Consider the following 20,402-nt stretch of genomic DNA (forward strand, 5'->3'; position numbering starts at 1 on the left):
GCCGCCCCGGTCCTGCTCCCGAGGTCCCAGGGCCGACCGCACTCGGTGCCCTTCGCCCGCGACCTCGCCGCGTACGGCGACCGTGTCGCGCTCCACACCCCCACCGGCACGGTCACCTACCGCGCCCTCGCCGAGCGCGTGGCCGCCGCCGCCGAGCGACTCGGGCCCGTACGGCGGCTCGTGCTGGTGGCCGGGGCCAACCGCGCCGACGCGCTGGTCACGTATCTGGCCGCCCTCTCCGTCGGTCATCCCGTGCTGCTCGTCCCCGGCGACAGCGACGACGGCATCGCGTCCCTCACCGCCGCGTACGCGCCCGACGTGGTGGCCCGCACGGGCACCGACGGCACCTGGACGATCGACGAGCACCGCCCCGGCACCGCCCACACCCTCCACCCGGATCTCGCCCTCCTGCTGAGCACCTCCGGCTCGACGGGTTCCCCCAAGCTCGTACGGCTCTCGCACGAGAACGTGCAGGCCAACGCCGAGTCCATCGCCACCTACCTCGGCATCACCGACACCGACCGGGCGGCCACCACCCTCCCGATGCACTACTGCTACGGCCTGTCCGTCATCCACAGCCATCTGCTGCGCGGTGCCGGGCTGCTCCTCACCGAGCGGTCGGTCACGGAGGACGCCTTCTGGGCCGAGTTCCGCGCCACCGGCGCCACGTCGCTCGCCGGGGTGCCGTACACCTTCGATCTGCTCGACCGGATCGGCTTCGACCGGATGGAGCTGCCGCGACTGCGGCGGATCACCCAGGCCGGCGGCCGGCTCGCGCCCGAGCGGGTCGCCCGCTACGCCGAGTTGGGGCGCCGCCGCGGCTGGGACCTCTTCGTCATGTACGGCCAGACCGAGGCCACGGCCCGTATGGCCTACCTGCCGCCCCATCTCGCGGCCACCCGGCCGGAGGCCGTCGGCATCCCGATCCCCGGCGGCTCCTTCCACCTGCGCCCGCTCGACGACCACGAACACGACGAACGTGAACGCGAACGCGACGACCACGCACGCGACGAGCACGAACGCGAACGCGAACGCGAATGCGAATGCGAATGCGACGACCACGCACGCGACAGGCATGGACTCGCCCCCGGCCACGGAGTCGCCGCCGCTGACCGACTCGCTGCCGGCGCCGCCTTCGACCACGGCCCGGCCACCGGCGAGGGCGGGCGCCCCCTCGTGGGCGAGTTGGTGTACTCGGGCCCCAATGTGATGCTCGGCTACGCCGAGAGCCCGGCCGACCTCTCCCTCGGCCGCGTCCTCACCGAACTCCACACCGGCGACCTGGCCCGGCGGGCTCCCGACGGCCTGTACGAGATCGTCGGCCGCCGCAGCCGCTTCGCGAAGATCCTCGGCCTGCGCATCGACCCGCAGCGCGTCGAGGCCGCGCTGGAACGGCACGGCGTGAAGGCGTACTGCGCGGGTGACGGCGACGAGTTGGCCGTCGCCGCCGCCGGAACCGCCGCCGACGAGCCCCGCCTCCGGCGCCTGGCGGCGGCCGCGTGCGGCCTCCCGCCCCGAGCGGTACGCCTCCGCGCGCTTCCCGAGGCGGACCTCCCCCGGCTGCCGACCGGCAAGCCGGACTACACGGCGGTCCGCCACCTGACCCGCCCGACCGCACCGGCCTCCGCTCCGGCGATGCCTCCGCGCGCACCGGCCGACGGGCACACCAGCGGCGCGGTGAGCGCCGCGGCCCCTGAGCACACCCCCGCCGCCGAACCCCCCTCAGCCGACCGCCGCCTGGCCCACGACCCGTCCCCCACCGCTCGGCTCCGCGCCCTCTACGCCGAGATACTCGACCGCGCCGACGTCACCGACGACAGCACCTTCGTCGGCCTGGGCGGCGATTCCCTCTGCTACGTCGAGATGTCCCTGCGTCTGGAGGAGGTACTCGGCGCCCTGCCGTCCGACTGGCACACCCGCCCTCTCCGCGACCTGGCACCGACGGCAACACCCCCGGACCCCGCCGGGACCGGGACGCGGCCGGCCGTCACCCGCGCCGGCCTGCGCCGCACCGTGGAGACCGGCATCGCCCTGCGCGCCGTCGGCATCGTCCTGATCGTCGGCTCGCACATCCAGCTCTTCACCCTCCAGGGCGCCGCCCACATCCTCATCGGGGTCGCCGGGCACAACTTCGCCCGCTTCCACCTCACCGACGCCGAACACCGGGCGCGGCTGCGGCACCTGTGGCGCAGCATCGCCCGGATCGCCCTGCCGAGCGCGGTGTGGATCACCGGGGCGGTCCTCCTGACCGGCCTCTACGACCCCGCGAACGCCTTCCTCCTCAACAGCCTTCTCGACCAGGGAACGGAACGCCACGAGTGGCACTACTGGTTCGTCGAGGCACTGCTCTACTTCCTCGTCGCCCTGGCCCTGTTGCTGGCCCTCCCCCTGGTCGACCGTCTGGAGCGCCGCCACGCCTTCGGCGTCCCGATCGCCCTGCTGGCCGTCGGGCTCCTCGGCCGTTACGACATCGCCGACCTGGCACCGGCCCGCTTCCACCTCGGCCCCACGGTCGTCTTCTGGCTCTTCGCCCTGGGCTGGGCGGCGGCCCGCGCCGGCACGGCCCGGCGGCGCCTGCTCCTGACCGTGGTCCTGCTGCTCGCCACGCCCGGCCTCTTCGAGCCGGACCAACAGCTGCGCACGGCCGTGGTGATCGCCGGCCTGGCCCTGCTGATCTGGGTCCCGACCCTGCCCAGCCTCGCCCCTCTGAACCGCTTGGCCGGCCTCCTGGCGGGCAGTTCGCTCTACATCTATCTGACCCACTTCCAGGTCTACCCCCACCTCCAGGACGACTTCCCCGCCCTCGCCCTTCTCGCCTCCCTCGCCGTGGGCATCATGTACGCGGCCGTGGCGACCCGGCTGACCCGAGCCGTGCGGTGGCCGTGCCCCGCTCCCCGGCGACCGGCACCGCGCACGAGCGCGTCGGCTACTTGAAGACGGACGCCAACCCGCTCTGACGGCGTCGCCGCATCGCCCCCCGGTGCCCCTTCCGCGCCGTCCCCCTGCCGTCCCGGCCGCCCAGCTGGATCCAGATCCTGACCTCGGCGCCGCCCAGCACGGAGGAGCCGACGCGTACGTCGCCGCCCGTCTCCTCGGCGAGGCGGCGCACGATGTCGAGGCCGAGTCCGGTCGAGCCGTCGTGCCCCGAGCCGCGGCCGCGCGCCATGGCCGCCTCGGGGTCGGCTATGCCGGGGCCCGCGTCGGAGACGAGCACGATCACGGCGTCCTCGCCGTTGTGCACGTCGACGGCGAAGGCGGTGCCCTCCGCCGTGTGCCGGAAGACATTGCCGAGGAGGGCGTCGAGCGCGGCGGCGAGGTCGGCCCGGGCGACGGGTATGCGCACGGGCCGCTCGACCCCGGCCACCCGCCACTTGCGGCCCTCGTCCTCCGCGAGCGCCGACCAGAACGCCATCCGCTCCCGGACCACCTCCGCCGCGTCGCACCCGGCGCCCGGCCCCGCCGCCGCGGTCTGCGGCTTGGCCTCCCGCGCCGTACGGATGATCGTGTCGACCTCGCGCTCCAGTTGCTCCACCGCCGCCCTGGTCTGCTCGGCGGCGGGCCCGTCGCCGAGCGAGGCCACGTTGAGCCGCAGCACGGTCAGCGGCGTCCGCAGCCGGTGCGACAGATCGGCCGCCAGCTCCCGTTCGTTCGCCAGGAGCTGGACCACCTGGTCGGCCATCGCGTTGAACGCCACCGCCGCCAGCCGCAGCTCCTTCGGCCCCTCCTCGGGCACCCGCGCGCCCAGCTGCCCCTCGCCCAGGTCGTGGGCGCTGTCCACCAGCCGCCGGGCGGGGCGGACCATCCGCACCCCGAGCCGGTCGGCCACCGCCACGGAGCCGACCACGAGGGCGATGCCCACCCCGGCGAGCACCGCCCACGCGGTGGCCACGCCGTTGCTCACCTCGGCCTCGGGGACGAACACCTCGACGACCGCTATCTCGCCCGAGCTGAGCGCGGTGGGCTGGAGCAGGGTGGACCCGCCCGCCACCTCGGTGGTGGACGCCCGGCCCAGCTCGCGCACGGTGGCGATGTCCTGGTCGGAGGCGCGCTGCCGGCCGAGGTCGAGCGCGGCGGTCCCGTCACCGCCCGCCGGGATGTGGACCGCGAGCCCGTCGTCCGCGCCCGCCGAGGCGACGACCCGCTCCAACTGCTCGCGGTCGCCGGTGATGGACAGGGCCGGGGCGATCGCCGCCGCCTCCCGCTCGGCGCCCGAGAAGGCACGGTCGCGGGCCATCTCCTTGACGACGAGTCCGAGCGGCACCGCGAAGGCGACCACGACCATCGTCGTCACCGCGACGCACACCTTGACCAGCGCCCACCTCATGGCAGCACCGCCGGCCCCGGCGGCTCCAGCTTCACCCCGACGCCCCGCAGGGTGTGCAGATAGCGGGGCCGCGCCGCCGTCTCCCCCAACTTCCTCCGCAGCCAGGACAGATGGACGTCGATGGTCTGGTCGTCCCCGTACGACTGCTGCCACACCTCGGCGAGGAGCTCCCTGCGGGGGACGACGACACCGGGCCGGCCGGCGAGGAAGGCGAGGAGGTCGAACTCACGCCGAGTCAGGTCGAGTCGTACGCCGTCCAGTTCGGCCTGGCGGCGCAGCGGGTCGATGGCGAGACCGCCGACGCGGATGACCGCGGAGGGGGGCGGCTCCCCCAGGGGGCCGCGCGCACGGCGCAGGACCGCGGCCATCCGGGCGGACAGGTGCTCGACGGAGAACGGCTTGGTCAGATAGTCGTCCGCGCCCGCGTTGAGCAGGCGGACGATCTCCGTCTCGTCGTCCCGCGCGGTGGCGACGATCACCGGCACGTCGGTGATCCCGCGCAGCATCTTCAGTGCCTCGGAGCCGTCCAGGTCGGGCAGCCCCAGGTCGAGGATGACCAGGTCGAAACGGTGGTGGGCGACCTCGCGCAGCGCCTCCAGGGCCGTACCGACGCTGCGCACGGTGTGTGCGGCGTCCGTCAGATGCCTGATCAGCGCCGAGCGTACGAACTGGTCGTCCTCGACCACGAGCACACTTGCCATGCGCCGCACCGTACGCCATCGGAGCGAGCCCGGTCGGGGCCTGTGGACAACTTGTCCACACCCCCGCGCACAGGGCCGCCACAGGCCCTCCACGGGCTGTGCGGACCCCGGACCCCACGACACGGGTGGGACTCCTGGTGCAGGATGGCCGCGATGCGCAGAGGACTCCTACACGTACTGGCCTGGCTGCTCGCCACGGGCGCGGCGGTCACGCTGTCGTGGTGGGGTGTGCACACGGTGATGGCCGGCACCGGCTACGACCCGCCCCGCGCCCTGCCCATCACGGCCGCCGAGGGGAAGGACGGGGAGGACGACAAGAGCCGGAACGAGTCCTCCCGGGTCTCCGACACGGCCCGCCCGGATCCCTCCCCGAGCGCCGCCCGAACGGATCGGACAGACCGGACGGAGCGGAAGGGCGGTTCGGCGGGCAGCGGCACCGGCGGGACCTCACCGGCCCCGGCGAAGTCCCCGCGGGTCGACCCGAGTCGGGGTGACGGGTCGTCCGCCGACTCCGGTCAGGTCGAGGCGTACGACACCGAGGGCGGCCGGGTGGTCCTCTCGCTGACGAAGACGTACGCGACCCTCGTCTCGGCGACGCCCGGCGCGGGCTGGTCGATGCAGGTGTGGAAGACGGAGACCTGGATCCGGGTCGACTTCGCCGCGGGTGCGGACCGGGTGTCGGTGTTCTGCACCTGGCACGACAGCGCGCCCCGCGTGGACGTGCAGAACTTCTGACCCCCGAGTGCCGTGCCGTGCCGGTCGGTTCAGCGGAACACCGACGGCGGCGGCGCGGGCGAGGCGACGGCCGCCGCGTCGCTCACGGGCACCGCCCCGCCGGTGAAGTCGGTGAGCGTCCTGCCGTGTTCGACACGGCCTGGGTGCGGGTCGGAGGCGGCACGGCGGGTGAGTTCGGCGAGCGGCAGCGGCCCGCCGGCGGCCACGAGGACCGCGTTGCCGAATCGTTTGCCCCGGAGCACGGCCGGGTCGGCGATCAGGGCGAGTTCGGGGAAGACCGCGGCGGCGGTGGCGATCTGGCCGCGCAGATGGGCGAGCGGAGGACCGTCGGCGACGTTGGCGGCGTAGCACCCGCCGGGCTTGACGACCCGCCGTACGTCCGCGAGGAACTCCGTCGACGTCAGATGGGCCGGGGTGCGCGCCCCGCTGAACACGTCCGCGATCACCAGATCCGCCCAGCCGTCCGGCACCTTGGCCAGGCCCTCGCGCGCGTCCGCCGACCGCACCCGCACGCGCGCGTTCGGGTCCAGCGGCAGCTCTCGCCGTACGAGCCGGACGAGCGCCGCGTCCCGCTCGACGATCTGCTGGGTGGACCGGGGCCGGGTGGCGGCGACGTACCGCGCGAGCGTGAAGGCGCCCCCGCCGAGGTGGACGGCGTGCACGGGCCGTCCGGGCGGGGCGACGAGGTCGATGACATGGCCGAGTCGCCGCTGGTACTCGAACGACAGGTACGCGGGATCGTCGAGGTCGACGTGCGACTGCGGCGCACCGTCCACGAGCAGGGTCCAGGCCCTCGCCCGGTCCGGATCCGGCACCAACTCGGCGAGTCCGCCGTCCACCGCCTCCACGACGACGTCGGCTGCCCGCCCCCGCCCCTTCTTCGACCTGCCCATACGGCCCATTATCGACGGCGGCGCCGGGCAGGGTGCTCCCCGCCCGTCCGGGACGCCCGTGACGGCCCGGACGAACCGTGCCGCTCAGCGGCAGTTGTCCGCGGCCTCGATCAACCGCGCCGCCTCCCCCAGCGCCGCCCGCAGCACCGCCGGATCCGTCGCCAGGTCCGCCTCCCCGGGCGGCAGCAGCCAGTCCGCGCCGTCGGCGGGGGCGAGCACCGCCCCCCGACCGTCGCTCTGCGTGCAGGTGCTGCCCGGCACGTCCCACGCGTCGGCCGTGCCCGGCGGGACGAGGAACCCGAGGGTGTCGCAGGTGTCGTCGTGCAGGACCGGGCCCACGGTCATGACGGGCCCGACCACGTCGAGCGCACCGCGCCGGAGGATGTCGACGGCCTCCAGCCCCTGCCGCGCGGGCACGGTCACGAGGTCGCACGGGGAGCCCGACCGCGACATCGGTGTACGGGGTTCGACGTTCTCCATCCGGGCCTCCAACACGTACAACCCCCTCCTCCGGCAGACGGCATCGGGAGTTCGGGCGCTCCCGGTCCAGGCTGCCCAACGCGCGGGCCCCGTCAACGGCTACGGCGCAACCGTGCCGCAAAGGATGGCAGTTCATGGCAGATCAAGGATGAGATATCCGGTTTGTAGCCAAACCCCGCGTCGCGGCATCCGCGGGGCGGGTACGTTCTTGCCCCGCCGGACACAGAGGAACCAACCGTCCAGGACGGGGGCAACTCGCCGCGGACAACTCCCCTGATTCCGGCACGGTTCGACGGTTCGCGAGAGAGGGCCCGACCATGGCGTCGTCTTCGGTGACCTCATCCCAGTCTCCCCGGCCACAGCGGCCGAACCTCGCCTTTCGGCAGCTGCGCGGGCAGCGTTCGCCGGGTGAGTTCGCCGCGGCGGTACGGCGGGCCGCGCGTGAGATCGGTGAGCGGGTCAGCTGTGACGCGCGCTATGTCGGACGGGTCGAGTCAGGGGAGATCCGTTGCCCCAACTACGCGTACGAACGGGTGTTCCTGCATATGTTCCCGGGCCGGACCCTGACCGACCTGGGATTCGCGCCCCGCGCGGAGGTACGCGGTCGGGGGGCGCGCTCCACCGAGGTGGCGCCCTCCCCTCGCACCAAGAGCTGCTCGCGCTCCTCGCTCGACGCGAGGGGTGAGACGGAAGGGGCATACGAGCCGTATGACACGCAAGAGACGTACGACATGCAGGACCCGCGGGGCGACACGGGCTGTGCGCGCGGCCGGCGGGACACGCACCACACGTACCAGGACCACGAGGAGAGCGACGTGCAGCGTCGCGCGTTCATGACCGGGGGTACCGCCGCGATGGCGGCCGCCTCCTTGGGCCCCTTCGCCCTCGGCGGCACGGCCTCGGCCACGGGCCGGGCCACGCTCCGCGCGGGTGCGTCGGAGGCGGGGGCCCTCGAAGCGGCCGTACGCAAGATCCGGCTGCTCGACGACCGGCACGGCGCCGACGGGCTCTACCGCAGGGCCTCGGCGCCGCTGCGGGCCGCGTACGCGCTGCTCGACGCGGGGACCACACGGCAGGCCAGCGCCGACCGGCTGTACTCGGGGGCCGGTGAACTGGCGATCTCGGTGGGCTGGCTGGCCCATGACTCGGGGCGCTTCGACGACGCCCGCTCCCACTACGCGGAGGCGCTCGCCACGGCCAGGATGTCGGGCGACCCGGCCCTGGAGGCGCACGCGTTCTGCAACACGGCGTTCCTCGCGCGGGACGCGGGCCGCCCGCGCGAGGCGGTACGGGCCGCGCAGGCCGCGCAGCGCGTGGCGCGGCCCCTCGGTTCCCCGCGGCTGATGTCCCTGCTGGCGCTGCGGGAGGCGGGCGGCTGGGCGGGGCTCGCCGACCGCACCGGCTGCGAACAGGCGCTGGCCCGCGCGCACGCCCTGTTCGGGCGGGGGACGTCCGACGCCGACCCGGAGTGGATGACCTTCTACGGGGAGGCCGAGCTGGAGGCACTGGAGGCGCAGTGCTGGTCCACGCTCGGCGACTGGCCCCGGGCGGCCCGGCACGCGCGGCGTGCCGCACAGCTGCAGAACCCGCACTTCACCCGCAACATCGCGCTCTACACCGCCGAGCTGGCCGACGACCTCGCGCGCGGGGGGCGGCCCGACGAGGCCGCGGCGGCCGGGATGCGGGTCCTCGACCTGCTGGACGAGGTCCAGTCCTCCCGGGTCCAGCAGATGCTGGCGGGCACGGCCCGCGTACTGCTGCCGCACCGCCGGGCCGCAGGCGTGTCGGCGTTCCTCGAACGGCACGCGGGGGTCGCGCGTACCGCCTAGCCGGCCAGGTGCCCCGTGTCGTTCCACGACTCGATCGCCGGGTCGCCGTAGGCCCAGCCGAGGACCGACAGGGACGTCGGGTTGAGGCGGACGCGGGCGGCGAAGTCGATGCCCTGGCCGAGCCAGCGGGCGGCTATGGACCGCAGGATGTGACCGTGGGCGAAGACCAGCACGTCCCGTTCCCCGGCGCGCGCCCACTCCACCACCTCGTCCGCGCGCGCGGTGAGCTGCTGGAGCGTCTCCCCGTCCGGGACGCCGTCGCGCCACATGAGCCAGCCGGGCCGTACGGCCTGGATGTCGGCGGGGGTGAGCCCCTCGTACGCCCCGTAGTCGACCTCCATGAGCGTGTCCCACGCGGTGGCCCGCTCGCCGAACCCGGCCAGTTCGCAGGTCTCACGCGCGCGTGAGAGGGGACTCGTACGGACCTCGGCACCGGGCAGCCCGTCCAGGGGTGCCCGGTGGAGACGCTCCCCGAGCAGCTTGGCGCCGCGTCGGCCCTCCTCCAGGAGGGGCACGTCCGTCCTGCCGGTGTGCTTCCCGAGCCGGGACCATTCCGTCTGTCCGTGTCGGGCCAGCAGGATGCGCGGTGCCATGAGAAACCGAAACCTTTCCGGGTGTCCTCTGGGGGAAGGGAGAATGAAGAGGCGGATGCGTCCATCATCGCTCACACTGCCGGGGGGCAACCCGTGGGGCGATCTCAGCGTCTTGGACAGCGTCCTGCGCACGGGACGACGTCCCGCGCACGGCGCACGGATGAACACAGTGGACGCAGATGGGGGAGGGCGATCGGATGCCGCAGACCGAGGCGGCCGAAGCACCGGTCACCGAGAGGGCCGATGCACCGGTTACCGAGGCAGTGCCAGGCACACGCACGCGGCTCCGCTGGTGGACCGAGCTGCCGCTGATCCTGCTGGTGTACGGGGCGTACTCGGCGGGCCGGCTGCTCGCCCGGGGTGACACGTCGAGCGCGGTCGAGCACGGCCTGGCGATCCTGCGGTTCGAGAAGGCGCTGAGCCTGAACGCCGAGCATCCGCTGAACCGCCTGTTCACCCGGGAGCCCTGGATAGGGATACCCGCCGACTTCTGGTACGCGTCCCTGCACTACCTGGTCACTCCGGTGCTCCTCGTGTGGCTCTTCCGGTCCCACGCCGTGCGTTACCGCGCGGCCCGCACCTGGCTGATGACCTCCACGTTCATCGGCCTGATCGGCTTCACCCTGCTCCCGACCTGCCCGCCGCGGCTGCTCGACCCGGGGTACGGCTTCGTCGACACGATGGCGCACTACAGCTCCTGGGGCTGGTGGGGCGGCGAGGCCAGCGCGCCCCGGGGCCTGGGCGGCATGACGAACCAGTACGCGGCGATGCCGAGCCTGCACGTCGGCTGGGCGCTGTGGTGCGGGGTGATCCTGTGGCGCTTCGGCGGAGGCTCGCGCCTGGTGCGGGTCGCGGCCGTCGGGTACCCCCTGATCACCACGCTCGTGGTGATGGGCACCGCGAACCACTACTTCCTCGACGCGGCGGCGGGCGCCGCCGTGATGGGCGTGGGGCTGCTGCTGACGCCGCTGGTGCTGCGGACCGCGGACCGGTGCCGGGCCGCGCTCGGCCCCACGGCGACCGGCGGCGACCGCGCCGACGCCGGCCCCGTGGACGGCGGCCCCGTGGTCCGGGGCGAGGGCGACGGCGGACCGCGCCGGGAGGGGCCGGCGGACGACGCCGTCACCCCCGTCACGGTGGCCTCTCACGGCGCCCTGTCCCCGATTGTCAGTGCCGGATGCCAGACTTCGCCGGGTGAGCGAATTCCACGGCAGCGGATCACCGAACCCGAGCCGGGTGCCGCCCCCTCGGAAGCAGGGGACGGCGCTGCGGCAGCAGCTCGCTGAGCTGCGCGGCCCCGAGGTCCCACCGAAGGCGCTGGACGCGCGCGCCCTCGCCGCGCTCGCGGCCAACCCGGGCTGCGAGCGCCGTGCCCTGCTGGACGGCGCCGGGGTGAACAAGGCGGTGCTGGCGGACGCGCTCGGCTCGCCCTCCGCCTTCGGCCAGTCCCAGTTCGCCTTCATGCGGGGCAACGCCTTCGAGGCCCGGGTGAAGGCGGACGGCGGCGCGGAGCTGCTGAGACTCGTGCACGAGAAGCTGGACCCGGGCGCCGAGCCACCGGCCGGCGCGTCCGTCCCGGACCTCGCCGCCGTCGGCCCCGAGGGTCGCGCCGCCCGTACGGCACTGGCCCTGAAGGAGGCCACCGACGCGGGCGGCTGGGCACTGCTCGACCACCCCATGGTCGCGCTGGACGTCGCCGGCTCCCCCGCCTTCCTGGAACCGGACGCGGTGGTGGTCCACCCGGACGGCAGTTGGACGGTCGTCGAGATCAAGTCCTTCCCGATGCTGGACGGTTCGGCGGACCCGGCGAAGGTGGGCGCGGCCGCCCGCCAGTCCGCGGTCTACGTCCTGGCTCTGGAGGAGGTGGCCGCCCGGCTCGACCCCGCGCCCGCGGTCCGCCACCGGGTGCTGCTGGTGTGCCCCAAGGACTTCACCAACCTGCCCACGGCCGCCGCGGTGGACGTCCGCAAGCAACGGGCGGTCACCCGCCGCCAGTTGACCCGGCTCACCCGGATCGAGGACATCGCCGGTTCCCTCCCCGAGGGCACCTGCTTCGCCCCCGACCTCCCGCGTGACGAGCTGACGGCCGCCGTCGAGTCCCTCTCCGCCACCTACGCCCCCGAGTGCCTCGCCGCCTGTGAGCTGGCCTTCCACTGCCGGGCCCGTTCCCGCGCGGACGGCGCGGTGACCTCCCTGGGACGCGCGGCGCGGGCCGAGTTGGGCGGGCTCACCACCGTGGAGGACGTCCTGGCGGCGGCCCACGGCCTCGCGGGCGACCCCGACGACCCGACGGTGGCGGCGCTGCGCCGGGCGGCGGAGCTGCGCGCGGAGGCCCTGGCGGCGGCCGGTGTGCCCGGCCCGGTCGCCGAGGAGGCCGTGTGTCGCTGATCGCCACCCTCGCCCGGCTCGAAGCCATCAGCTCGGGCCGCGCCCAGCCCGCCGCCACGGTGCTGCACCGGCATCTGTCCGCACGGCCCCTCGTGTTCGTGCCGCTCACCACCGCCGGTGAGGCCGGGGCCCCGCTCGGCGCCCTCGTCGGCACCGACCGGGACGCGCCCCGGCTGCTGGTCGTCCCCCAGCCCCGCGACCGCGACCTGCGGTTCGCGTTCCTGGCCGAGCTGGCGGACGTCGTGCTGCCCTACGTGGACGCGTTCGCGGACGTCGTGGAGGCGGCCGAGCGCAGCGAGACCGACCCGGAGACCGGCAAGCGGGTCAAGGTCGAGGTCGAGCTGTGCGCGGACGCCCCGCAGCTGATCGTGCCGAGCCGCACCGGTATCGACTTCGTCCGGCTCCTCGGGCGTTCCACGCGGTTCCGGCGCACCGCCGAGCAGGACCCGGAGGCGCCCTACCCGGCGCCACCGCGGGTGCCGCTGCTCGGGCGGTGGCTCACGCACTTCGGGGAGCGGGCCCGGGTGCCCGGCTCCTCGCTGCTGCTCGCCCTGACCGATCTGCTGTCGCGGCACTGGGCGACCGGGCAGTCCGGCGTCGAGGACCAGCACCTCGCGTCGCTGCTCGCCTGGATCGACCCGCCGGAGGGCGAGTCGGGCGAGGCGGCGGCGCGGCGGGCCGAGCTGGCGCGGGACGCCGAGGGCCAGTTGCTGTGCCCGCCCGCCGGTCCCGCGACCGACCCGGCGTTCGACAACAAGCTGCTGGCCCCGGCCATCGAGCGGTACGACCGGGCGCGGCTGGCGCTGGCCGCCGCGGAGGACGGGCTGGAGGCCGACGCGCGCCTCGGCGCGCTGACCGCCGCCGAGCGGGAGATCCGCGCCCTCGTCGAGAGCCGCACCCGGCCCACCTGGGACCTCGTGTGGCACGGCCTCGATCTGCTGCGCGCCCTGCCGGAGGGCGCCCACGCGGCCGACCGGTGGACCCGGGACCGCTGGTCGTTCACCGGTCACCGGGACCGGATCGTCGCCGGGGAGCCCCCGCAGCCCCGTATCGACGACGCGGTCACCGCCGCGAACAAACTGGCCGCGCGGGAGCGGGAGCAGGCCCGGCTCGACGCCCAGGAGGCCCTCGACGACCCGCTGGTCATGGCGGGGCGGCGGCTGTCCGGGGAGGCGTTCGCCGGTGAGGTCACGGATGTCGTGATGGCGTACAGCGAGGGCAGGCGGCCGAGCCCCCGGCCGCTGGTCACCGTGCGGACGCAGGACCGGCCGCATCTCGGGGAGCGCGTGAAGGTGTACCGCTCGCTGGGCGGGAAGCCGCAGACCGCCGAGTTCGTGGCGGCCGAGGAGGATCCCCAGGACGGCGGCGACGGCGGCGGGGTGCTGCTCGTGCTGCGGATCATGGACAAGATGGGGCGGGGCAAGGAGCCCGAGGTGGGGTCGGTCCCGGAGAAGGGCGACCGGCTCTGCTTCACGCTGTTCGAGCACGACCAGCGGGGCGGGGCGAAGCTGCCCGAGCCCGAGGACACCCCGTGGACGCACGGCGGGCCGCGGGGTGAGTCCGCCGCCGTACCGCTGCCGGACCCGGTGACCGAGGAGGACGTCCTGTGACCAGCGCCGAGGCGGTGCTCGACCCGGGGGCCGCGGCCGGCCGGGCCACCGAGGCGATCCTGCGCGACACCCTGCACGGCACGCACCGCGGGGTCGTGGTCGATTCGCCGCCCGGTGCCGGCAAGTCCACGCTCGTCGTCCGCGCCGCGCTGGAGCTGGCCTCCGCCGGACGCCCGCTGATGATCATCGCGCAGACGAACGCGCAGGTGGACGATCTGGTGATCCGGCTCGCGGAGAAGGACCCCGAGCTGCCGGTGGGCCGGCTGCACAGCAGTGACTCCGACCCGTACGACAAGGCGCTCGACGCCCTGCCGAACGTGAAGAAGTCCACGAAGGCGGCCGAGCTGGCGGGCCTCGACGTGGTGATCTCCACGGCCGCGAAGTGGGCCCACGTCAAGGGCGTCGAGCCGTGGCGGCACGCGATCGTCGACGAGGCGTACCAGATGCGGTCGGACGCGCTGCTGGCCGTGGCGGGGCTGTTCGAGCGGGCGCTGTTCGTGGGCGACCCCGGGCAGCTGGACCCGTTCTCGATCGTGGGCAGCGAGCAGTGGGCGGGGCTGTCGTACGACCCGTCGGCCTCGGCGGTGACGACCCTGCTGGCGCACAACCCCGAGCTGCCCCAGCACCGGCTGCCGGTGTCGTGGCGGCTCCCGGCGTCGGCCGCGCCGCTCGTCTCCGACGCGTTCTACCCGTTCACGCCGTTCCGCAGCGGGACGGGGCACGGGGACCGGAGGCTCGCCTTCGCGGTGCCGTCCGACGGCTCCGGCCCGGACCGGGTCATCGACGAGGCCGCCGAGTCGGGGTGGGGGCTGCTGGAGCTGCCGGCCCGCCACACGCCCCGGACCGACCCCGAGGCGGTACGGGCGGTCGCGCTGGTCGTACGGCGGCTGCTGGACCGGGGCGGGGCGGCGACGTCCGAGCGGGCCGAGGAGCCGGTGCCGCTGACCGCCGAGCGGATCGCCGTCGGCACGGCCCACCGCGACCAGGCCGCCGCGGTGCGCTCCGCGCTGGCCGAGCTGGGGGTGTCCGACGTGGTGGTCGACACCGCGAACCGGCTCCAGGGCCGGGAGTACGACGTCACCGTGGTCCTGCACCCGCTCTCCGGCCGCCCCGACGCGACGGCCTTCCACCTGGAGACCGGACGCCTGTGCGTCCTCGCCTCCCGCCACCGGCACGCCTGCATCGTCGTCTGCCGCGCGGGAGTGACCGACCTCTTGGACGACCACCCGTCCACCGAGCCGGTCCAACTCGGCGTGACGGTCAAGTTCCCCGACGGCTGGGAGGCGAACCACGCGGTGCTGGCCGAGCTGGGGGAACACCGCGTGGCGTACCACCCCTGACCGGGTGCCGGCCGAGCTGGAGGAACACCACGTGGGCGGAAGCCATAGGCACGGGGGCGCGCGGGCGGGGTCGGCTCGTTTCTATGCCTACTTGCGCGGCCACGTGACAATGGACGGTGGCCCTTCCGGGGGACACCCCCGGGGACAGGCCCCGTGCACCGTCGTACGAGGAGGAGAAGACATGGCGGAGCCCACGCCGCGTCGGCACGAACCGCGGCTACGCCCCGCGCCCCTGCTCTTCGAGCCGGCGGAGGCGGCCGGAGACCCCGAGCACTTCTTCGATCTCGAGTCGATCGACGATCCGCGGGCGTTGCTGTCGCGGGCGACGGAGCTGGCGCAGGCGTTCCGGGCGGCGGCCGACCGGGCCGTGGAGTTCCAGGCGATCGCGGCGGCCCAGTTGGCCGATCCGCGGCGGTTCGACCGTCTGACCGCGGCGGACATCGCGGAGCGGGCGGAGTGGACCGAGGACTACGCGAAGAAGATGGTCGACTTCGGGCGGGATCTGCAGCGGGGGCGGGACGTGAGCGGGCCGGACACGCTCTGACCGGAAGCCCGCCACCCGGACCACGCTCTGACCGGAAACCCGGCACCCGGACACCTCCAGCCGGACACCCGGACACCAGGCCACCCGCCGGACGTCCGGCCGGCCAGACGTCGGACCACCGGACGCTCGGACGACCGGGCCCCTCGGCGCCGCGCCGCTGGCCTCACCCTTCCGCCGAGCCCCGAAACACCTCCTGGCATATGCCGGGCGGGCAAGATACCCCACTTGCCTCCCTCGCGTACGAAATTCCCGCAACCCTGGGGAATCGGGCGGTGACGGGCGGTAGACCAGGGGGTATGAGCGCTGGAGCTGATGCGGGCAGGTATCCACAGGACCGGGTCGACGTCACGGGCGTGACGGCGGAGGGAGCCGCATGGCTGGCCTCGGCAGGAACGTATCGGCGGCGCCCCTCGGCGGCCCCGCGGGAGGAGCAGCCGGCCACGCCGCTGGTGCTGCCCTGCGGGACGGTGTTCGACGTGGTCAGCGCCCCCGCGCTCTTCGGGCGGCGGATGCTCGACCGGCTGTGGACCGAGGGACCGGGCTCCGGCCCGGTCGCCGTGTACCGCGGGCGGATGCTCCTCTTCGCCTGCCCAGGCACCGCCCACCGGCTGCCCACCCTGCTGGAGTGGGAGGAGTGGAGCTCCCCCGGCCGCACGGGCGCCGTCCCGCCGCTCCTCTGCCACGGCACCGGCGACACGGTCACCGTCCCGGCCCTCCCCCGCCACGCCGCCGGCGACACGGCCACCGTCCCGGCCCTCCCCGTCGCCCGGCCTGGTTCCCGCTGGGTCGTCGCCCCCGACACACGGCAGCCATGGCTTCCGGGGCCCGAGGTTCTGCTCTGGGCGGCCGTGCGCGCGGCCCGGGCGAGCACCTCCGCGACCCTGCGGATATCGATTTTTCCTCCCGCCGATCAGGGTGCTAAGGTCTACGACGTCAGCAGGCGCCGCTAGCTCAGTTGGTTAGAGCAGCTGACTCTTAATCAGCGGGTCCGGGGTTCGAGTCCCTGGCGGCGCACGACACGAAGAAGCCCCTCGCGACAGCGAGGGGCTTCTTCGTTACCGCCTTCCCTCCCCCGGCCCCCACCCCGCCTCTCCTCACCCCGCCTGCGTGCCCATCGTCGTGATCTTCACCGTCCACTCCCCGGACGGCGTACGGCCCTCCACCTCGACGCGGACGCCCTCCCCCGGCACCGTGAAGGTCTCACCCACCCGCACCGGCGCGTCGGCGAGGGGCGGATAGACCGACTCGTTCCAGCAGGCGCCGGTGAGCGGGTGGGCGTCGAGGACCTCGATGGGGCCGTTGCCGGACTCCGCGCCGCTGCGGACGCGGTAGACGAGGACGCCCTCCGCGCAGACGGTGGAGTCGTTGCCGACCGCTCCGCGCACCTCGATGCCGAGGGCGGTGTCGGAGCCCGTACGGACGACCGCCAGCTTCGCACCCCGGCCGGCACCGAACGCCTGCGCGCCGGCCGACGCGAGCACCTCGGAGGAACCGCGGGCCCCGGACGCCGCGCCACCCGCCCCCGAGGCCGCACCACCGACGTCCGAGGCGGGCCCCGAACCGTCGCCGACCGCACCCCTACCACCCGCACCCCCTCCCGCCGCACTCCCTCCCGCCGCACCCCCTCCCGCCGCGCCCCCTCCCGCCGCGCCCCCTCCCGCCGCGGCGGACCCAGCCGCGGCGGTCCCGGCCTGCGCCGTGCCCTCGGCAGTACGCGCCGGACCCGCCCCCACCGCCTCCAACGTCACACGGGTGACACCGGCCCCCCGCACACACGCCACCTGGTGCGGTTCGAGCCACCCCAGCTTCCACTTGTGCCAGGCGAAGAAGTCGGGGGCGAGGGCGAACTGGCTGCCCATGAGGTCCCAGTCACCGACATGGGTGTCCCAGTCGCCCTTGCCGTCGACCGGGCGGCGGTAGAGGTCGGGCAGGTCGAAGACATGACCGGTCTCATGGGCGAGGACGAGGCGGTCCGGCGGATGCTTCTCGAACACCGTGACGACGCGGCGCAGACCCGTCCCGTCGACCTCCAGCGGAGCGTCCAGGTTCACCACCTTCGTCGCGTCCGAGTCGACGCCGGGCGCGTGCGGGTCGGCGATGAAGTACACGATGTCGTAGCGGGAGAAATCGATGTGCGGGTCGGCGGTCGCGAGCGCGTCCCTCAGATAGGCGGCCCGGTGCGGCGCGTTCCAGTCCCGCTGTATGGCGTACGACGTGGAGGGCCGCGGCATCCGCAGCCATTCACGGTGCGGATGCGGACGGAGGGCGAACTTTCCGTACGACGCGCGGGCGAAGAACTGGCTGGTCTCCGGGAAGTGATCGGCGGTCAGCTGGGCCGGGCTGGTGACGGGAGCGGAGTCCGGGAAGGACAGGAACACCAGTACGGCGTCGAGGTCGCGCGTGGGGCGCGGGTAGGCGGAGTTCCAGGTGTCGAGGCCCTCCGAGTGATGCGCCTGCGTCCTGCGCAGGACGCACGCCTCGGACAGGGGGACGGCGACCGAGGGAGCCGCGATCAGGGAGGTCGCGGCGAGGGCGGTCAGCGAGGTCAGCATGGCCGCCGTGCCGCGCAGTGTGGGCACACGGCCGTCGAGGAGGCCCGGCCCGAGAGGTCCCTTCCAAAGGTGCGGACGCTGCACGAGGACCTCCGAACGCGAGTCTGGGGACGCCGCGTCCAGATTTTCCGAATTAGTAGTACTTTGCCCTGTTTGTCTGCACCAGACGGGTGAGCGACGGTCGTGCAGTCCCCTCGGGCCGACACCCCGTGCACTCACGGAACGTCACAAGCGGTCGACGGTTCCGGGAAGCCGTTCAGCTCGGGGCAGAAACGATCTGTCAGATCAGGTCGTTGTTCAGGGAGACTGGAGAGTGGCTAGAAGGCCCCGAGGGCAACCTCTATGATCGGCACACTTTCCTGCACGGACACGGCCAGAGCGCCCTTCGCACTTAGTTCGGCCGCTCCGACTACACAATCGAGATCCGTACGAAAAACGAGTGGACTGCGGGAGCGAACGGTGAGCGGAACGTCCCAAGGGCCGGCGCCCGCGGCAGATCTCGTCCGGTCAGCGACTACGGAGCGTCACACGGAAGCGCCGGACGCGTCGACCGCGTCGGGTCCGGCGGGCGCGGCGGACACGTCGGACGCGACGGCGCAGGCGGTGGTCGAGAGCACCCCTTCCGCCTTCTCCGCGGCGCCGCTGGCCATGGCCGTCGTCGACCGGGAGGGACGGGTCGTCACCGCGAACACGGCGATGGAGACGCTCCTCGGCAACGGGGCCGGACCGCTGGCGGGGCGCGTCGCGGCCGAGTTGGTCGACCTGGCCGCGGACACCCGCACCTGGCACGCGTACCGCGAGGTGCTGCGCGGACGGCAGGCGCGGCTGCGCTGCACACGCCGGCTCAAACGGCCCGACGGGACCTCCCTGTGGGTCCAGGTGTCGGTGGCGCCGCTGCCCGAGGAGGAGGGCGCGGTCCTGCTCTCGGTGACCGACATCAGCGCCAACCGTCAACTTCAGGCCAGACTCCAGCACTTGCAGCTGCACGATCCCGTGACCCGGCTGCCCAATCGCACCCTCTTCTTCGAACGGCTGGCCGCCGCCCTGGAGCGGGACGCCTACGAGGAGTCCGGCACCGGCCGGATCGGCCTGGTCTATCTGGACCTCGACGGATTCAAGGCGGTCAACGACACCCTCGGCCACCGTGTCGGCGACCGGCTGCTCTCGGCCGTCGCCGAACGGCTCACCCGGTGCGCCGAGTCGGCGGCCTACGCCCGGTCGGCGGGCACCGCGGCCGCGACCCCGCTGGTGGCGCGGCTCGGCGGTGACGAGTTCGCCCTGCTGGTCGAGGACTCCACCGGCACCGAGCAACTCGCCGATCTGGCCGAGTCCGTGCTCAGGACCCTCCAGGCACCGTTCGACCTCGCCGGGCAGCGGCTGTCGGTGTCGGCGTCGATCGGGGTGGTGGAGCGGCAGTCGGCGAGCACCACGGCGACCGGGCTGATGCAGGCCGCGGACACGACGCTGTACTGGGCGAAGGCCGACGGCAAGTCCCGCTGGACACTGTTCGATCCGGAGCGCAACGCCCACCGGATGACCCGTCAGGCACTGTCGTCCACACTGCGCGCGGCCGTCGGACGGGGCGAGTTCGTCCTGGAGTACCAGCCGCTGGTGGGGATGGCGCAGGGCGAGGTGCGCGGGGTGGAGGCGCTGGTGCGCTGGCATCACCCGCAGTTCGGCCTGTTGACGCCGAATCGGTTCATCTCACTGGCGGAGGAGGACGGTTCGATCGTCCAGCTCGGCCGCTGGATCCTCGCGACGGCCTGCCGGCAGGCCCGCCGCTGGCAGCTCGACCACCCCGGCCGGGCGCCCATCTTCGTCAGCGTCAATGTCGCCGTGCGCCAGGTCTGGGACTCCGACCTCGTCGCCGACGTCGCCGAGATCCTCTCCGAGACGGGCCTCGCCCCGCACCTGCTCCAGCTCGAACTCACCGAGTCCGCGCTGATGGGCTCCGCGGGCCGCCCGTTGCAGGCCCTGAAGGCCCTCAGCGACATGGGGGTCCGTATCGCCATCGACGACTTCGGCACGGGCTACTCCAACCTCGCCTACCTGAGCCGGCTGCCGGTGTCGGTGCTGAAGCTGGACGGGGCGTTCGTGCGGGGCTTCCAGTACGAGACGCCGCAGGAGGGCGGGGCCGGGGACGACGGGGTGCCCAACCCCGCCGACGAGATCATCGTCGAGGCCCTCGTCCAGCTCGCCCACCGGCTCGGGCTGACCGTCACCGCGGAGGGCGTGGAGACCGACGCGCAGGCGTCCCGGCTGCGCAGGCTCGGCTGCGACACCGGGCAGGGCTGGCTGTACTCCCGCGCGGTGTCGCCCGAACGGATCGGCGAACTGCTGGGCACCGCGGCCTGCCCCCAGGGCTGAGGCCGCCTACCGAGCACCTGCGGTACGGCCCCCGAGGCCGTGGCCG

16 protein-coding genes and 1 tRNA gene are annotated in these 20,402 nt (G+C 74.0%); 11 read left to right on the plus strand and 6 right to left on the minus strand.

Going from position 1 to position 20,402, the window contains the following annotated elements:
* The first annotated feature begins 12 nt into the window (after nt 1–12).
* Entirely contained in the window at nt 13–2,934 is a 2,922-nt protein-coding gene (locus ACZ4Z2_RS01830; RefSeq protein WP_468071670.1) for an AMP-binding protein, read from the plus strand.
* On the opposite strand, the gene ACZ4Z2_RS01835 is transcribed toward ACZ4Z2_RS01830, so the two are convergent.
* Together ACZ4Z2_RS01835 and ACZ4Z2_RS01840 are read right to left on the minus strand one after the other, a co-directional pair.
* A complete protein-coding gene (locus ACZ4Z2_RS01835; protein ID WP_468071299.1) occupies nt 2,927–4,324 on the minus strand; it encodes a sensor histidine kinase in 1,398 nt (465 codons plus the stop codon). The two genes, ACZ4Z2_RS01830 and ACZ4Z2_RS01835, sit on opposite strands and share 8 nt — an antisense overlap.
* Nucleotides 4,321–5,025, minus strand: a complete 705-nt coding sequence (locus ACZ4Z2_RS01840; RefSeq protein ID WP_468071301.1) for a response regulator transcription factor — start codon at nt 5,023–5,025, stop codon at nt 4,321–4,323. Before ACZ4Z2_RS01840 ends, ACZ4Z2_RS01835 begins: the two co-directional genes overlap by 4 nt.
* A gap of 144 nt (nt 5,026–5,169) precedes the next feature.
* On the opposite strand from ACZ4Z2_RS01840, the gene ACZ4Z2_RS01845 reads away from it, so the two are divergent.
* Nucleotides 5,170–5,760 carry a hypothetical protein gene (locus ACZ4Z2_RS01845; RefSeq protein WP_468071302.1) on the plus strand — a complete coding sequence of 197 codons (591 nt, stop codon included), beginning with the start codon at nt 5,170–5,172 and terminating at the stop codon, nt 5,758–5,760.
* 29 nt (nt 5,761–5,789) lie between these two features.
* Here the strand turns inward: ACZ4Z2_RS01845 and ACZ4Z2_RS01850 are convergent, their stop codons facing one another.
* A complete protein-coding gene (locus ACZ4Z2_RS01850) occupies nt 5,790–6,653 on the minus strand; it encodes a spermidine synthase (RefSeq protein WP_468071304.1) in 864 nt (287 codons plus the stop codon).
* Nucleotides 6,654–6,737: 84 nt separating this feature from the next.
* Nucleotides 6,738–7,133, minus strand: a complete 396-nt coding sequence (locus ACZ4Z2_RS01855; RefSeq protein ID WP_468071672.1) for a hypothetical protein — start codon at nt 7,131–7,133, stop codon at nt 6,738–6,740.
* Between the two features lie 317 nt (nt 7,134–7,450).
* On the opposite strand from ACZ4Z2_RS01855, the gene ACZ4Z2_RS01860 reads away from it, so the two are divergent.
* Nucleotides 7,451–8,962, plus strand: coding sequence for a hypothetical protein (locus tag ACZ4Z2_RS01860; protein WP_468071306.1), 1,512 nt, complete (start codon nt 7,451–7,453; stop codon nt 8,960–8,962).
* Here the strand turns inward: ACZ4Z2_RS01860 and ACZ4Z2_RS01865 are convergent.
* Entirely contained in the window at nt 8,959–9,555 is a 597-nt protein-coding gene (locus ACZ4Z2_RS01865) for a histidine phosphatase family protein (protein ID WP_468071308.1), read from the minus strand. The two genes, ACZ4Z2_RS01860 and ACZ4Z2_RS01865, sit on opposite strands and share 4 nt — an antisense overlap.
* A gap of 197 nt (nt 9,556–9,752) precedes the next feature.
* On the opposite strand from ACZ4Z2_RS01865, the gene ACZ4Z2_RS01870 reads away from it, so the two are divergent.
* The 7 genes from ACZ4Z2_RS01870 (at nt 9,753) to ACZ4Z2_RS01900 (ending at nt 16,451) form a co-directional block, all read left to right on the plus strand.
* On the plus strand, nt 9,753–10,841 hold the full coding sequence (locus tag ACZ4Z2_RS01870) for a phosphatase PAP2 family protein (RefSeq protein WP_468071310.1): 1,089 nt from the start codon (nt 9,753–9,755) through the stop codon (nt 10,839–10,841).
* Nucleotides 10,792–11,943 (plus strand): hypothetical protein, encoded by a 1,152-nt coding sequence (locus ACZ4Z2_RS01875; protein WP_468071674.1) that lies wholly within the window; start codon nt 10,792–10,794, stop codon nt 11,941–11,943. The genes ACZ4Z2_RS01870 and ACZ4Z2_RS01875 overlap by 50 nt, the downstream gene beginning before the upstream one ends.
* On the plus strand, nt 11,934–13,553 hold the full coding sequence (locus tag ACZ4Z2_RS01880) for a hypothetical protein (protein WP_468071312.1): 1,620 nt from the start codon (nt 11,934–11,936) through the stop codon (nt 13,551–13,553). The genes ACZ4Z2_RS01875 and ACZ4Z2_RS01880 overlap by 10 nt, the downstream gene beginning before the upstream one ends.
* On the plus strand, nt 13,550–14,893 hold the full coding sequence (locus ACZ4Z2_RS01885) for an AAA domain-containing protein (protein ID WP_468071314.1): 1,344 nt from the start codon (nt 13,550–13,552) through the stop codon (nt 14,891–14,893). The genes ACZ4Z2_RS01880 and ACZ4Z2_RS01885 overlap by 4 nt, the downstream gene beginning before the upstream one ends.
* Before the next feature lie 181 nt (nt 14,894–15,074).
* On the plus strand, nt 15,075–15,437 hold the full coding sequence (locus ACZ4Z2_RS01890; RefSeq protein ID WP_468071315.1) for a hypothetical protein: 363 nt from the start codon (nt 15,075–15,077) through the stop codon (nt 15,435–15,437).
* Nucleotides 15,438–15,733: 296 nt separating this feature from the next.
* Nucleotides 15,734–16,387 carry a hypothetical protein gene (locus ACZ4Z2_RS01895; protein ID WP_468071317.1) on the plus strand — a complete coding sequence of 218 codons (654 nt, stop codon included), beginning with the start codon at nt 15,734–15,736 and terminating at the stop codon, nt 16,385–16,387.
* Nucleotides 16,378–16,451, plus strand: a tRNA-Lys gene (locus ACZ4Z2_RS01900). The genes ACZ4Z2_RS01895 and ACZ4Z2_RS01900 overlap by 10 nt, the downstream gene beginning before the upstream one ends.
* A gap of 80 nt (nt 16,452–16,531) precedes the next feature.
* Here the strand turns inward: ACZ4Z2_RS01900 and ACZ4Z2_RS01905 are convergent.
* Entirely contained in the window at nt 16,532–18,073 is a 1,542-nt protein-coding gene (locus ACZ4Z2_RS01905; protein WP_468071319.1) for a M6 family metalloprotease domain-containing protein, read from the minus strand.
* A 375-nt stretch (nt 18,074–18,448) separates the two neighbouring features.
* On the opposite strand from ACZ4Z2_RS01905, the gene ACZ4Z2_RS01910 reads away from it, so the two are divergent.
* Nucleotides 18,449–20,356 carry a putative bifunctional diguanylate cyclase/phosphodiesterase gene (locus ACZ4Z2_RS01910; protein ID WP_468071321.1) on the plus strand — a complete coding sequence of 636 codons (1,908 nt, stop codon included), beginning with the start codon at nt 18,449–18,451 and terminating at the stop codon, nt 20,354–20,356.
* Nucleotides 20,357–20,402: the final 46 nt, after the last annotated feature.

The organism is Streptomyces sp. NPDC030183 (assembly GCF_055573455.1).

Bases quoted from the DNA above. Each gene is read 5' to 3' on its own strand.
- ACZ4Z2_RS01835 (WP_468071299.1), bottom strand. From the start codon at position 4,324: ATGAGGTGGGCGCTGGTCAAGGTGTGCGTCGCGGTGACGACGATGGTC.
- ACZ4Z2_RS01840 (WP_468071301.1), bottom strand. From the start codon at position 5,025: ATGGCAAGTGTGCTCGTGGTCGAGGACGACCAGTTCGTACGCTCGGCG.
- ACZ4Z2_RS01845 (WP_468071302.1), top strand. From the start codon at position 5,170: ATGGCCGCGATGCGCAGAGGACTCCTACACGTACTGGCCTGGCTGCTC.
- ACZ4Z2_RS01850 (WP_468071304.1), bottom strand. From the start codon at position 6,653: ATGGGCAGGTCGAAGAAGGGGCGGGGGCGGGCAGCCGACGTCGTCGTG.
- ACZ4Z2_RS01855 (WP_468071672.1), bottom strand. From the start codon at position 7,133: ATGGAGAACGTCGAACCCCGTACACCGATGTCGCGGTCGGGCTCCCCG.
- ACZ4Z2_RS01860 (WP_468071306.1), top strand. From the start codon at position 7,451: ATGGCGTCGTCTTCGGTGACCTCATCCCAGTCTCCCCGGCCACAGCGG.
- ACZ4Z2_RS01865 (WP_468071308.1), bottom strand. From the start codon at position 9,555: ATGGCACCGCGCATCCTGCTGGCCCGACACGGACAGACGGAATGGTCC.
- ACZ4Z2_RS01870 (WP_468071310.1), top strand. From the start codon at position 9,753: ATGCCGCAGACCGAGGCGGCCGAAGCACCGGTCACCGAGAGGGCCGAT.
- ACZ4Z2_RS01890 (WP_468071315.1), top strand. From the start codon at position 15,075: ATGGCGGAGCCCACGCCGCGTCGGCACGAACCGCGGCTACGCCCCGCG.
- ACZ4Z2_RS01895 (WP_468071317.1), top strand. From the start codon at position 15,734: ATGAGCGCTGGAGCTGATGCGGGCAGGTATCCACAGGACCGGGTCGAC.